Origin of the sequence: Streptococcus sp. HMSC062D07 (assembly GCF_001814215.1) — a bacterium.
GTDB classification, from domain to species: Bacteria; Bacillota; Bacilli; order Lactobacillales; family Streptococcaceae; genus Streptococcus; species Streptococcus infantis_I.
In genome coordinates this window covers 119004-131955 of record NZ_KV815324.1, presented here as the reverse complement: position 1 = coordinate 131955, position 12952 = coordinate 119004, and the positions used below count along the sequence as shown (strand labels likewise).

The 12952-nt window shown below is 41.3% G+C and carries 17 protein-coding genes; all 17 read right to left on the bottom strand.

Annotated features, from left to right (window positions below; translation table 11 throughout):
- Window positions 1-130 precede the first annotated feature (130 nt).
- The gene (locus tag HMPREF2957_RS01285) at window positions 131-526 is read right to left on the bottom strand and encodes a single-stranded DNA-binding protein (RefSeq protein WP_006144984.1); all 396 of its coding nucleotides are present in this window, start codon (window positions 524-526) and stop codon (window positions 131-133) included.
- Window positions 527-601: 75 nt separating this feature from the next.
- Window positions 602-1363, bottom strand: coding sequence for an SDR family NAD(P)-dependent oxidoreductase (locus HMPREF2957_RS01280; RefSeq protein ID WP_070677048.1), 762 nt, complete (start codon window positions 1361-1363; stop codon window positions 602-604).
- 41 nt (window positions 1364-1404) lie between these two features.
- Entirely contained in the window at window positions 1405-2031 is a 627-nt protein-coding gene (ytpR, locus tag HMPREF2957_RS01275) for a YtpR family tRNA-binding protein (protein WP_070677047.1), read from the bottom strand.
- Window positions 2032-2040: 9 nt separating this feature from the next.
- Entirely contained in the window at window positions 2041-2358 is a 318-nt protein-coding gene (locus HMPREF2957_RS01270) for a thioredoxin family protein (protein WP_006144978.1), read from the bottom strand.
- Window positions 2355-2645, bottom strand: a complete 291-nt coding sequence (locus HMPREF2957_RS01265) for a DUF4651 domain-containing protein (RefSeq protein WP_024053819.1) — start codon at window positions 2643-2645, stop codon at window positions 2355-2357. The genes HMPREF2957_RS01270 and HMPREF2957_RS01265 overlap by 4 nt, the downstream gene beginning before the upstream one ends.
- 235 nt (window positions 2646-2880) lie before the next feature.
- Window positions 2881-3135, bottom strand: a complete 255-nt coding sequence (locus HMPREF2957_RS01260; protein WP_070677046.1) for a DUF1912 family protein — start codon at window positions 3133-3135, stop codon at window positions 2881-2883.
- 9 nt (window positions 3136-3144) lie between these two features.
- Window positions 3145-4479 (bottom strand): DUF438 domain-containing protein, encoded by a 1335-nt coding sequence (locus HMPREF2957_RS01255; RefSeq protein WP_070677045.1) that lies wholly within the window; start codon window positions 4477-4479, stop codon window positions 3145-3147.
- On the bottom strand, window positions 4479-4712 hold the full coding sequence (locus tag HMPREF2957_RS01250; protein WP_000368732.1) for a DUF1858 domain-containing protein: 234 nt from the start codon (window positions 4710-4712) through the stop codon (window positions 4479-4481). The genes HMPREF2957_RS01255 and HMPREF2957_RS01250 overlap by 1 nt, the downstream gene beginning before the upstream one ends.
- A gap of 101 nt (window positions 4713-4813) precedes the next feature.
- Window positions 4814-5593 (bottom strand): hypothetical protein, encoded by a 780-nt coding sequence (locus HMPREF2957_RS01245; protein ID WP_070677044.1) that lies wholly within the window; start codon window positions 5591-5593, stop codon window positions 4814-4816.
- Between the two features lie 153 nt (window positions 5594-5746).
- Window positions 5747-6097 (bottom strand): 30S ribosome-binding factor RbfA, encoded by a 351-nt coding sequence (gene rbfA, locus HMPREF2957_RS01240; protein WP_004251823.1) that lies wholly within the window; start codon window positions 6095-6097, stop codon window positions 5747-5749.
- A gap of 250 nt (window positions 6098-6347) precedes the next feature.
- Entirely contained in the window at window positions 6348-9116 is a 2769-nt protein-coding gene (gene infB, locus HMPREF2957_RS01235) for a translation initiation factor IF-2 (RefSeq protein WP_070677043.1), read from the bottom strand.
- A 16-nt stretch (window positions 9117-9132) separates the two neighbouring features.
- The gene (locus tag HMPREF2957_RS01230) at window positions 9133-9432 is read right to left on the bottom strand and encodes a YlxQ-related RNA-binding protein (RefSeq protein ID WP_004251819.1); all 300 of its coding nucleotides are present in this window, start codon (window positions 9430-9432) and stop codon (window positions 9133-9135) included.
- Window positions 9425-9718 (bottom strand): RNase P modulator RnpM, encoded by a 294-nt coding sequence (gene rnpM, locus HMPREF2957_RS01225; protein WP_004251817.1) that lies wholly within the window; start codon window positions 9716-9718, stop codon window positions 9425-9427. Before rnpM ends, HMPREF2957_RS01230 begins: the two co-directional genes overlap by 8 nt.
- Before the next feature lie 21 nt (window positions 9719-9739).
- Window positions 9740-10876 (bottom strand): transcription termination factor NusA, encoded by a 1137-nt coding sequence (nusA, locus tag HMPREF2957_RS01220; protein ID WP_070677042.1) that lies wholly within the window; start codon window positions 10874-10876, stop codon window positions 9740-9742.
- A gap of 41 nt (window positions 10877-10917) precedes the next feature.
- Entirely contained in the window at window positions 10918-11397 is a 480-nt protein-coding gene (gene rimP, locus HMPREF2957_RS01215; protein WP_004251813.1) for a ribosome maturation factor RimP, read from the bottom strand.
- A 127-nt stretch (window positions 11398-11524) separates the two neighbouring features.
- Entirely contained in the window at window positions 11525-12160 is a 636-nt protein-coding gene (gene trmB, locus HMPREF2957_RS01210; protein WP_004251811.1) for a tRNA (guanosine(46)-N7)-methyltransferase TrmB, read from the bottom strand.
- On the bottom strand, window positions 12157-12951 hold the full coding sequence (gene ccrZ, locus HMPREF2957_RS01205; RefSeq protein ID WP_004251808.1) for a cell cycle regulator CcrZ: 795 nt from the start codon (window positions 12949-12951) through the stop codon (window positions 12157-12159). The genes trmB and ccrZ overlap by 4 nt, the downstream gene beginning before the upstream one ends.
- Window position 12952 lies beyond the last annotated feature (1 nt).

Below are 12952 nucleotides of genomic sequence, written 5' to 3'. Positions count from 1 at the left end.
AAAAATGCTTGATTTTATTGTACAAGGACATTTATTTGACCTATTTTAAGAAGTAATTTCCGAACAATAAAACTAGAAACAATAGAAAAAGCCAGTCTATAAACGAACCAGCTTTTTTCTATAATTGATTCTAGAAAGGAAGCTCCTCCTCTTCCAAAACCAGATCTGCTAAGTCTTGACCAGCATTATTTTCACGCATAGCACGTTGAGCACGACTTTCCAAAAGTTGGAAGCCTGTAGCGAGAACTTCGGTCACATAGTTGGTCTGACCATTTTTCTCGAACTTACGGGTACGAAGCTCCCCATCGACAGAAATGAGACTGCCTTTAGTCGCGTAGCTAGCTAAGGTTTCAGCAAGTTTCCCCCAAACAACAATATTGATGAAGTCAGCTTCACGTTCCCCATTTTGGTCCTTGAAACGACGATTAATAGCAATAGTCGCACGAGCCACTGACTTGTCATTGTTGGTTTTGTGCAATTCTGGTGTAGACGTTAAACGTCCAATCATAATAACTTTATTATACATTTTTCATCCTCCTACTTATCTATTCGAAGGAAAAGAAAAAAAGTTACAAGATTTGTAACTTTTTTAAAAATAATATTAATCTCTATGAATCATAAATCCAGTTGCTTGTTGATTGGCCATGATGGTCATATCTGTGATTTGTACTCGTCGTGGTTGACTGGTCACATAAACTACAGTATCTGCGATATCTTGCGCCTGTAAGGCTTCAAGTCCCTGATAGACCGTCGCCGCCCGTGCCTCATCTCCATGGAAACGAACTTTTGAAAAATCAGTTTCTACAATTCCTGGCTGAATAGTGGTCACCTTGATATCTGTCGCAATGGTGTCAATCCGAAGCCCGTCTGAAAAGGTTTTGACTGCAGCCTTGGTTGCTGAATAGACTGCTGCACCAGCATATGCGTAAATCCCTGCAGTAGAACCCATATTGATAATATGCCCTTGATTAGTTGCTACCATGGAAGGCAAGAGACAGCGTGTAACCGCCATTAAACCCTTGACATTGGTATCCAGCATGGTCAATATATCCAACTCTTCATAATCCTGATAAGGAGCCAAGCCTAGAGCCAGTCCAGCATTATTGACCAAGATATCAACCTGACCAACAGTTTCTAAAATTTCTGAACAAACAGTTTTTACCATGCACATATCTGTAACATCTAACGGAAAGGTCCAGATTTTTTGATTTGGAAAGGCTTCTGTAAACTCGTTTTTTAGAACCTCGAGTCTTTCTGTTCGACGCCCTGTGAGTACAACATTCTCACCTTTTTCTAGATAGGCACGCGCAATTGCTTCACCAATACCTGATGTTGCACCTGTAATGACTACATTTTTTGCCATCTTATTTCCCTCAAGCAAAGATTATAAACCACTTTTAGTGATTAAGCAGTCCAGTGTGTAGCTGGGTCAAAGGGTGTTCCAACTACCTGGTCGTCTGATAATTCAATGACACCACGTTTTTGGGGAGCATTTGGCAAGGCAAGTTCACGAGGACTACACATCATACCAAAACTCTTTTCCCCACGAAGTTCCCCTGGGAAAATGAGATTGCCTTTTGGCATCATGGTTCCAGGAAGAGCAACAATGGTTTTCAAACCAACACGTGCATTGGGAGCACCAGCAACGATTTGTACTGTTTTGTCATTCCCAACAGCAACTTGGCAGATATTGAGGTGGTCACTATCTGGATGCGCAACCATTTCTACAATCTCTCCAACCACAAATTTGGGTTCCTTGTCGTTGATGATTTCTTCAGCAAATCCTTCTTCTTGCAATTCTTGGTTCAAACGTGCTACTTGGTCGTCAGTTAAAAAGACTTGACCGCGCTCAGCGATCTCAAACATGCTAGAAACTTCAAAAATGTTCCATGCGACAGTTTCACCAGTTTCTTTTAGGAAAACACGCGCTACATTACCTTTACGCTCAACATCTAGCTTGGCATCTCCACTGTTTTTCACGATGACCATAAGGACATCGCCGACATGTTCTTTATTATATGTAAAAATCATTCTTTTCTCCTATTTCAAACTTGCTAAAAAGTCATTGATTTGCCCCTTGGTTTTACGGTCACGATTGACAAAACGTCCAATCTCCTTGTCCTTGTCTAAAACAACAAGACTTGGAATCCCGTATACATCCCAAAGTTTAGCAAGTTCCATGTACTCATCTCGGTCTACCCGTATAAAAGTGAACTCTGGATTTGCCTCTTCAATCTCTGGCAAGGCAGGATAGATATAACGGCAATCGCCACACCAATCCGCAACAAAAAGGAAGACCTTCTTGCCATCCTGCTCTACTAGATTTGCTAATTCTTCAATATTTTTAGGAGAAATCATAAGACTTCCTCCTCGTAGATGAGATCTTCATCTTCATAGACAAAGGTATAGTGACGACCATCTTCAAAAATGACACCACCAACAAGACGTTCAAGGCTACTTTCGTACACTTGGACATAGAGAGTCCCAATCTCACCCATTTCTGAGAAATAGTCACGCACAATAGCAGTTAACTCTTCCTGTGTCTTCATGAGTTTGTGATCATCAGCTACTTTCTTAGCACCAAAGGCAAGTGCTCCAAGCCCTGCCACGACTAAACCTGTTTTAATAATATTTTTCGTTTTCATGCTAACATTGTAACACAAAAAGGCTCAAGGAACAATGAAAAAGAGAGTGGGACAGAAATCGGTAATTCGTTAGAATTCGATTTCGTCGTCCCACCTCCGCACAGTTGAGTAGGGCTGTAAAAGCTGATGAAATCAGCGTAGTAGAGCCCACTCAACCACTGCGTCTTGCTCGACAATCCAAAGACAATTGAGAGGCTAGGACTTTTGTCCCAGCCTCCTTTCTAATTTCTAAACATTAATAATTTCTCTCGCCAAACAAACCTTCTGGTAAATCATGGAATCCCTTGCCTGCCTTGAAGTTTTCAAATTTACCTAGTAAGAACTGGTAGGCATCCAAGCGACTCTCGTAGCGAATCATGGCATCTTTAGCGCGCTCATCTTGATCTTCTTCATAGACCTTTTGACTTTCCTTAAGAGCCATTTCGTTGATCATAATCTGGGTATTAACCCAGGCTTCAAATTCCTTCATAAATTCTTGCTCGTAACTCATTTTTTCTCCTTATTCTAATCCACGGAAAAAGTCTGTATCAATCTCACGGTAGGGTTGGATGTCCTGAACATACTCCAACACACCTTGAAATTCCCCGTTTTCATCATGTACTGCAGCGTAGGTGACATGGACAAACTTTCCACGTGATTCTGACTTGAACCACATCTCGTACTTGTCTTTTTTCCCTTCACGAAGACCTTGCATAATGGCTTTGACCTTCTCCAAATATTTTGGTGGATGACATAGTTCGACATTACGTCCAACTTGAGACGGTGTCCGCTTGAAAATCATTTCATCCGCTGGAGTATTGTCATTATAATACTGGAAAATATCATCCTTATTAACAAAGGTAATCTCCATCGGCAAATGATTAAGGATAAGATTCGCCTGTTCAACTGAGAGATAGCCATTGCCAAAAGCCTGCTGGCTATTGCGATCTAGCACCGTTTCCTTTTCCTTTGGTGTAAAGGTGATAGTAAACTGACCTTCTGGTGTATCAATCACTTGCTGAACTTGTCCATCTACAGTTTCTGGCTGAGTTGGTTCTTCTACACTTTTTTCCTCAACAAAAGGTTGACGTTCAGGAACCCATTTCTCAGACGGACGGATAATAGCATATCCATAGGCATCACTTTCCTCAGCAATCTGAATCCAGTCATCCTGGGTAAAGGATTCAAGCAGAATCATGAGAAGGATTGATTCTTCCTTAAAAATCATACTTTCAAACTCTGTCGCAAAAGCTTCAAAAGCTTCCTTCACAGCGGAAATTGGCACTTCTGGGAGCGACTTAGTTGCCACTAAGGCTGTTTGAAAGAGATCCCTAATCTGATCATCCACTCCCCACATGACTTTGGGAGGTGAATCATGCCCATAACGTTCCATGATGGGAAAAAAGAGCTCTTCCTTGCGCTGGTAGTGGATATCAAATTGACCAACAAGCCCCATCTGACGTACCAAGCCTTTGCGCATCTCAACCAACATTTCCTCATCGTCCACAGATTCATAAGTCGAGAGCAATCTACGGACCCGAATCAAGGCAGCACGGAGAGCTAGATTTTCATCCTTAAAGACACGCACAGGATGACCAGGATGTTCGGTATCTTCAACTTCTACGCCCTTAACAGCATTTTTAAAGAGATTGGCATGCACATCGCAGAGTTCCATGACATCTTCAAAGGTTACGCCTGAGTCAGAGTTCATCAACTCGTGCTCCATGAGGGAAATCTCGATAGCAGATACACCAGTAAAGGTCGCATCAAAGCGTTCCTGAACGGACTCTGGAGAGGCTCCATTATGCAATTCTAATAAAATATCCCGCAGGATATGAATACGTTCATCTGTCATTAGTCTAACCCGATCACTTCGTAACCATTTGCTTCAAGCGTACGCACAATCTTATCCATAGGAGTCCCTTCAAGCTTGGAACCTTGTTTGAGCGAAACTTTTCGCCCTACAGTATTACGCATCAAGGGATTTGCAAGTGGTTTGAAACCAAGCTCAACCAAAATATCTAAAACTTCTGGATGTTTATCCACCACTTCCGCAACGGGAATAGATACGTCAATAATATTATCCATCACAACCTCCATTCTGTTTTCACACTAGATTTTCTTTTTTTATTATACCACAAGGGCTAGGATAAAAAAACTAGCAGTACAAGCCTACTAGTTTCTTCCCATTACTCTACTTCGATGATTTCTGCTTCTTTTCGAATCGTTTCTACATCTCTTTGATACTGAGCTTCACTATAATTGACTAGTTTGGATAATTCTCTTTGCAAACTTTTACCCATAGGTTTCATAGTCGTATAGGTTAAACCACCTGAAACGACACCTCCTAGGATTGGGATAAATTTGCCCATTCCTTTTGCAAAGCCTCCCTTTGTCAGATTCACCCCAAAAATTTTCAAAACTTTTTCTAAAATGGGATACCACAAAGTCTTAGCCAAAGCCTTCTGGGGAACTGTCTTCATGACATGTTTAGCAACTGATACTCCCCCAGCTCGAAGGAGGGCTCCAGCACTATTGACCCCAAGCATGACCCCGAGATAGAGCAAGAGCGTATTTTTGGCTTCTTCACTCAATTCATTTCGTGAAGCCCAAAGATCATCATAGCCATAAATATATCCCAATTCTTGCGCTAGTTTTAAGGAGAAAGCATAAAACTGAGCAACATCAGTTGGAATGGTGATTGCAAGGGCTAGACCACCAGGAATACCTGCAAGAACAGAAGTTCCACTCGCCAATAGAACATTATCCTTAATACAAGAATCGGCAACTTTATCTAAAATATCCTGGGATAACAAGGCTGTTGGTCCCTCTTCTAGTAATCGAGGAATATCTTTTGGGTCTAATAGTTTGGAAAATTTATCTACTAAAAATTTTGAACGATCAACTTTAACAACAGGGAGTTTCACGACTTGTTGCAATACTTGCATAGCTAAATCTTGTTTAGACATCTAGTTTCTTCTCTTTTTCTTTCAATTTGAACTATATCATATCATATTTGCTCCATAAAAGAAATTTTAAGAACTTATTTTTTCTTTCTGATTAGCCTTTAAGTCTAGAATACCCTCCTTCTTCTAAACAAAAAAGAGGGTTACCCCTCTTTCTTATTTTTTATCCAGATTGCGTAACATTTCGTCAATCTTGTTTCCATACTCGATGGATTCGTCTTTGACGAAGGTCAAGTCTGGAATTTTATACAATTTCAAATTGTGACCAAGCTCACGTTTGATAGTTCCGGTTGCTTTTTCAAGGCCAATTTGGGCCTTTTGATTATCTGAAGCAAGATTACTCAAAATGGTGTAGTAAACCTTAGCTACAGACAAGTCACCTAGCATCTGAACATCTGTGATGGTCACTCCTTGGACACGAGGATCACGGACTTTCTTTTGCAAAATCTCATTGACTTCGCGTTTGATTTCCATGCCTACACGATCCGTACGGAAATGATTTCCCATGCTATTCCTTCCTCTCTATTGAATCAAAAGCTAGGCCAGCAGACCTAGCTATTTTTAAACTTATTGATTTTCAATTCAAATTGAAACGAAGTTCAATTTGAAATCATCTGCTTCTTTCGCCGTGGTGAAAGTGATTGGGCTGATCATTTAGTTCAATCACTGGGGATTTTTGAGACTCTAGGCTCAAAAATAAGCAATGAAACCATCGGTTTGCTTGCGTCCCACATCACCTAAGGAAGGAGCAAGAATCTTAGCGTTTGATTTCTTCCATGACATATGCTTCAATCACATCATCCATCTTGATATCATTGTAGCCATCAATCATGAGACCACCTTCACGGCCGTTTGTAACTTCTTTGACGTCATCTTTATAGTGTTTCAAGCTTGCAAGTTCACCATCGTAAATAACGACACCGTCACGAATAACGCGGACTTTAGAGTCACGGGTAACTTTACCGCTAGTAACCATAAATCCACCGATTGTTCCGACTTTAGACACTTTGAAGGTTTCACGGATAATTGCTTCACCGATAACTTTTTCTTCAAATTCTGGATCAAGCATACCTTTCATGGCTTCTTCCATCTCTTCGATAACCTTGTAGATAATGCTGTGGAGACGGATTTCTACATCATCTGCTTCTGCTTGTTGGCGGGCTTGTGGTGTAGGACGTACGTTGAAACCAACGATAAAGGCATTTGAAGCTTCAGCAAGAGTCACGTCAGATTCGTTGATAGCACCAACTGCTGAGTGGACGATGGTAACTTTTACACCTTCCACGTCAATCTTTTGTAGTGAGGCAGAAAGGGCTTCAACTGAACCTTGTACGTCGGCTTTGATGATGACGTTAACAGACTTAAGTTCACCAGCTTTAAGAGTGTCAAAGAGGTTTTCTAGGCTGACACGTTGAGTTGCTTGACGTTGTTTCATTAGAGCACGTTTGGCACGTTCTTCACCAGCTGCACGAGCAGATTTTTCATCTTCGTAAACAGCAAAGTGGTCACCTGCCATCGGTGCTTCGTTTAGACCTGTAATGGATACTGGTGTTGATGGTCCTGCAACCTTAACACGACGTCCAAGGTCATTGGTCATGGCACGGACACGTCCGAAAGTATTACCAACAACGATTGGGTCTTGAACGTTCAAGGTACCTTGTTGAACAAGGAGAGTTGCAACCGCACCTTTACCCTTATCCAAACGAGCTTCGATAACAGTACCGATGGCACGAACGGTTGGGTCTGCTTTGAGCTCTTGAATTTCAGCTACAAGAAGAACCGTTTCCAAGAGTTCATCGATATTCTGGTTGAACTTAGCTGAGATTTCTACAAACTCAGAATCTCCACCCCAAGCTGTTGACATAACACCGTGTTCAGCCAATTCGCCGATAACGCGTTCTGGGTTTGCACCTGGCTTATCAATCTTGTTAATAGCAACGATGATTGGAACATTAGCTGCTTTTGAGTGGTTGATGGCTTCGATAGTTTGAGGCATAACCCCGTCATCTGCCGCTACGACCAAGATCGTAATATCGGTAACAGAGGCACCACGTGCACGCATAGAAGTAAAGGCCGCGTGTCCTGGTGTATCAAGGAAGGTAATCTTCTTACCATTTTCCTCAATCTGGTAGGCACCAATATGCTGAGTGATCCCACCTGCTTCTCCTGTAGCGACACGAGAATTACGTAGGGTATCCAAAAGGGTTGTTTTTCCATGGTCAACGTGTCCCATGATAGTTACAACTGGTGGACGTTCAACCAACTTGTCTTCATTTAGATATCCATCTTCTACGAAGAAACGTTCGATATCCGCATTGTCCACTTCTACCTTTTGTTTAGCTTCAATTCCATAATCAACCATGAGGAGTTCGATTGTTTCTCCATCCAAAGATTGGTTTTGAGTGGCCATAACGCCCATCATAAATAGTTTCTTAACAATCTCAGCTGGTTCACGTTTGATACGTTTTGCGATTTCCGCAACAGTCATACCATCTGTATATTCAAATTCTGTGGGCAATTCATGGAATTTACGCTCTGTAATAGGTTTTGGAGCCTGATTACGGTTATTTTGTTTATTGCCTTTTTTATTTTTCTTATTGTTATTCCAGTTACTATTTCTTTGATTTCTCACTTGATTCTGACTACTTCGATTCTTTTGTTGTTTTCTAGGACCATCTTCCTCATGATCGTAATCATCACGATCTTTGTCTGGTCGAGCTTGCTTTTTACGACGTGTATCCACTACAGCCTCTTTGGCTACAGGAGCTACTTCAACTACAGGCTGAGTTTGTTCAGCTAGTTTAGCAGCTTCCTCAAAGATTTCTTCTGGCTCCTTGCGTTTATTAGCTTGAGCCAAGGCTTCTTTTGCAACTTGAGACTGTTTGAAGCGTTCCTCGCTTGAGCGTGCATATTCTGCGTTTTGCTCAGCCTTCAGAGCTGCTGCTCGGGCTTTAAAGTCAATACGAGGGCCAGCTTGGTTGGGACGATTATCAGCTTGTTGGCGATTATCATTGCCACGATTTCCTTGACCTTGTGGTTTCTTCCCTTGGTCGTTAAAACGACGATTGTCACGGTTTCCTTGACCAGGTTTCCCACCATTACGGTTATCGTTCTTTTGACGGTTACCGTTTTGTTGTTGATCGCGGTTGTTACCCTTGTTTTGCTTGCGTCGTTCCGCTTGCTCTTTGGCACGCGCTTCACGTTCCGCCTTAAAGTTTCGACTCTGTGGTCTTGCAGCTACAACTTTTTCTTCCTTAGAAGCTGCAGGTGTAGCTGGTTTGCTTTCTTCCTTAGCAACAACTGGTTTAGCTGATGCAGGCTTTTCAACTTTCTTTTCTACACTTGCTTTTGCCGCTGCCTTAGGAGCAGCAGGCTTAAAGCTAGCTATAATTTTTTCAGCAGCAGCAGCCTCTACGCTTGAAGCATGGCTTTTCACTTCCAAGCCCAGCTCTTTTGCACGCGCTACAACTTCCTTACTTTCTTTTCCAAGTTCTTTTGCGATTTCGTACAATCTTTTCTTAGACAAATCATGTCCTCCTCTTCTATTCCATAAGAGACCTCATTTTCTTTGTAAATCCAGCATCTGTTACAGCCAGAACCTTTCTCGATTTTCCGACTGCTATGCTTAATTCCAGTGTTGAAAACACGGTAATAACTTCTACTTGATAATAGTGGCTTTTATCCTGAATCTTCTTGGTTAGATTTGGGCTAGCATCATGAGCTAGAAATACCAATTTAACTTTCCGGTCTTGAATGGCTTTGACAACCATTTCTTCACCCGAGATGATTTTCCCTGCTCGCTGAGCCAATCCCAAGAGATTACTTACTTTTTGCTTATTCAAGTCCTAACTCTCTTCTTTTTACTTTGTGATCAACATAGGCGATCAACTCGTCATAAAAGCTTTCTTCAACTTCCATATTAAAGCTACGGTTAAAGACTTTTTTCTTTTTAGCCTCTAAGGCTTCTGCATTGTCTAGCTTGATATAAGCGCCCCGGCCATTAGCCTTGCCTGTCGGGTCGATAAAGACCTCACCTTCTTTGTTCTTGACAATACGAAGTAAATCTCGCTTGTCAATCACATCGTTGGAAACAACAGACTTGCGCAAAGGGATTTTTCTTGTTTTCATCTTTCCCTCCTCTAGCAGATCTTATTCTTCAGTCAATTCGTCTGTTTCAGCGTAATCCACTTGACCTGCTTCTTCCATAGCTTCAAATTCACTTGCAGACTTGATATCAATACGGTAACCAGTCAAATGTGCTGCTAAACGAACATTTTGTCCACGACGACCGATTGCAAGAGATAGCTTGTTATCTGGAACAACCACCAAGGCACGTTTGCTGTCATTTTCATCAAAGATAACTTGGTCAACTTCAGCAGGAGCAATAGCATTGTAAATAAACTCAGCTGGATCCACTACCCACTCGATAACGTCGATGTTTTCTTCTACCGGTACCATGCGGTCGCTCTTAGCATCGTAGCGAGCTGGGTGGAATTTGCTAGTGATTTTCTTGATGTTAGCACCACCGCGTCCAACGATTGTTCCAATAGCATCCACGTTAGGATTGTGGCTACGAACAGCAACTTTCGTACGATCACCTGCTTCACGGGCTACGCTCATGATTTCAACAGTTCCATCATATACTTCAGGAATTTCTTGCTCCATCAAACGTTTGATCATTTCTGGATGGCTACGGCTAACAAAGACGTTTACTCCACGAGGATTATCTTCAACCTTGTAGACATAAACTTCGATACGATCATGAGAAGCAAAAACTTCTCCAGGAATTTGGTCTTGTTTTGACAATTGGGCTTCAATGCTGCCAAGATTGACATAAATGAAGCGGTTGTCAAAACGTTCAACTGTACCTGACATGATTTCTTGTTCATGCTCTTTGTATGTATTGTAGGTAATGGCACGTGTTTGCTTACGCATTTTTTCCATGATTGTTTGTTTAGCAGATTGGGCTGCTACACGACCAAACTCTCCTGGTGCTTCTTCAAATTTGATTTTGTCACCAAGCTCATAGGCTGAATTAATAGCAAGGGCATCTTTTAAACTGATTTCCAAACGGCTATCAAATACTTCATCAACAACTTCACGGACAGTATAGACAGTAAAGTCCCCTGTCTTTTCGTTAAAATCAATAGCTACACTATCAGATTGACCATAGCGTCTACGGTAAGCAGAACGAAGTGATTCTACTACTGCGTCGATGATATCTTCTTTCTTGATTCCCTTGTCTTCTTCCAAAATGCGGAAGGCCTCTAGCATTTCTTTACTCATGTTCTTTTTACTTTTGAATTCTCAAAAGCTATCCTTTCTTTCTATAATTTTACTGCTAAACGTGCTTTTGATACCAAGTTATATGGAATTTGGACTGTTTTCTTGCGAGTTTTATCCATATATTCCATAGTCAACTCATCCTCTTCAAAGGACAACAAGGTTCCTTCAAAAACCTTTTGCTTATCGATGGCTTGATAGAGCCCGACATGGATGTATTTCCCAACCGCTCCAGCGACTGCTTCCTTGGTTTTCAAAGGACGCTCCAATCCTGGACTTGTAATTTCTAGGAAATATTGTTCTGGGAAGGGATCCGGCTTGATAGTATCTAGGACCGGACTGATAATTTCAGTCAAGTCTGCCGTATCATTCAAGGTGATTCCTTCAGGCTTGTCTACAAAAATACTAAGAATCATGTCACTGCCAATCTTTCCGTACTCGATATCTACGAGTTCAAAAGGAGCTTCAATAACAGGTTCTACGACTTCTCTGACTAATTCAACGATAGTTGCGATTGCGTCCACCTCCTCATAAGCAAGAGGCGAAGATATCTCCCCGCCTCTCTTTCTTATATTCTTATTATTAAGTATAGCACTTTTTAGTAATAATGTAAAGCATAAGCACTCAAATAGCCTGACTTCAAGCTTTTTCTTAAAATTCTGCTTCAACTCGGTAGATGACTTGACCCTTGCTTGAGAACTTTTGCTCATACTCAGTCATGACATTTCCCTCAAAGCCACTGGCATGTAAATCTAACCAAACACCATTGAGTTTCATGCCATATTGTGAAAAGCTCACCAAGCTATATTCAAACAAGCCACGATTATCTGTCTTGAAATGAATTTCACCATGTTCAGGCAAGATTCGTTTGAAAGTATCCAAGAAGCTCTTATAAGTCAAACGACGCTTCGCATGGCGTTTTTTAGGCCATGGATCCGAGAAATTCAAATACAAGCGATCAATTTCACCATCTTCAAAATAATTGGTCAATTCTGAACCATCAACCCATAGAAGTTTGATGTTGGGAACTCCAACTTCTAATACCTTGTCCAAAGCATAGCTTAATACAGATTTCTGAATATCAATCCCGATATAGTTGATGCCAGGGTTTTGTTTGGCCATTCCTGTTACGAAAGCACCTTTGCCACTACCAACCTCTACATGGATTGGATTGTCATTGCCAAACAAATCTCGCCACTTACCTTTAGCTTCTGCGGGGTTTAAGACAACATACTGCGGATTAGCCTCTAACAGTTCTGTTGCCCCTTTACGATTTCTAACTCTCATTTTTTCTTTCCATACTTATCTCGGAAGCTACGCAAAGCATAGATTTCCCGATTTACATTATCCAAATCTTGATTTTCATAGTATTTGGTAATGAGGCTCAAAAATGACAGTTGAGCATACCAATATAACTTATTCAAGACAGTTTGATTATACTTATAGCCATAATTAGTTAGCCATTCTTGCCACTGATACTCTGGAATATAGTGACAGAGCAGATAGGCCACATCAAACATACGATCAGTCAAGCGAACAGAATCCCAATCTACTAAATAAATCAAGCCACTCTCTGTCTCAAACCAGTTGCTATGACGAACATCTCCATGGACTATGGTTGCATAGTCTTCCCTAAAGCTAGGAAGATTCTCACGCAAATCACCTAAAACCATACGTAGATACTGGTTGTTTTTTAAAGCATCCGGAGCCTTGTTTACCCATGACTGAAGTAAATCCGAAGGTGTTTCCATTGCATATCCCAATCGTGTCAACTGGGTCATTAAGGGACGTGAACAGTGTAAACGTGTCAAAATATCGATAATTTGTTTACGGTTCATATCGCTTGGCGTCAAAATTTTTCCTGTCAACCATTCCTGAGCGGACATATCACGGCCGTCTGGTAAACGACGACTCCAGAGCAATTGTGGTGCAATTTGCTCTCTAGCTAAACCAGGCAGGATTGGAGAAGTATTCATTTTTATAAAAACACGTTTTCCATCAGGATAACTTCCCATATAAGCTTTTCCGCTCTTCCCAGATATCGGGGTTAGCGTTAGCTCAATATCACCCAAGTCCATT

Bases quoted from the DNA above. Each gene is read 5' to 3' on its own strand.
- HMPREF2957_RS01285 (WP_006144984.1), bottom strand. From the start codon at position 526: ATGTATAATAAAGTTATTATGATTGGACGTTTAACGTCTACACCAGAA.
- HMPREF2957_RS01280 (WP_070677048.1), bottom strand. From the start codon at position 1,363: ATGGCAAAAAATGTAGTCATTACAGGTGCAACATCAGGTATTGGTGAA.
- ytpR (WP_070677047.1), bottom strand. From the start codon at position 2,031: ATGATTTTTACATATAATAAAGAACATGTCGGCGATGTCCTTATGGTC.
- HMPREF2957_RS01270 (WP_006144978.1), bottom strand. From the start codon at position 2,358: ATGATTTCTCCTAAAAATATTGAAGAATTAGCAAATCTAGTAGAGCAG.
- HMPREF2957_RS01265 (WP_024053819.1), bottom strand. From the start codon at position 2,645: ATGAAAACGAAAAATATTATTAAAACAGGTTTAGTCGTGGCAGGGCTT.
- HMPREF2957_RS01260 (WP_070677046.1), bottom strand. From the start codon at position 3,135: ATGAGTTACGAGCAAGAATTTATGAAGGAATTTGAAGCCTGGGTTAAT.
- HMPREF2957_RS01255 (WP_070677045.1), bottom strand. From the start codon at position 4,479: ATGACAGATGAACGTATTCATATCCTGCGGGATATTTTATTAGAATTG.
- HMPREF2957_RS01250 (WP_000368732.1), bottom strand. From the start codon at position 4,712: ATGGATAATATTATTGACGTATCTATTCCCGTTGCGGAAGTGGTGGAT.
- HMPREF2957_RS01245 (WP_070677044.1), bottom strand. From the start codon at position 5,593: ATGTCTAAACAAGATTTAGCTATGCAAGTATTGCAACAAGTCGTGAAA.
- rbfA (WP_004251823.1), bottom strand. From the start codon at position 6,097: ATGGGAAATCATTTCCGTACGGATCGTGTAGGCATGGAAATCAAACGC.
- rnpM (WP_004251817.1), bottom strand. From the start codon at position 9,718: ATGAAAACAAGAAAAATCCCTTTGCGCAAGTCTGTTGTTTCCAACGAT.
- nusA (WP_070677042.1), bottom strand. From the start codon at position 10,876: ATGAGTAAAGAAATGCTAGAGGCCTTCCGCATTTTGGAAGAAGACAAG.
- trmB (WP_004251811.1), bottom strand. From the start codon at position 12,160: ATGAGAGTTAGAAATCGTAAAGGGGCAACAGAACTGTTAGAGGCTAAT.
- ccrZ (WP_004251808.1), bottom strand. From the start codon at position 12,951: ATGGACTTGGGTGATATTGAGCTAACGCTAACCCCGATATCTGGGAAG.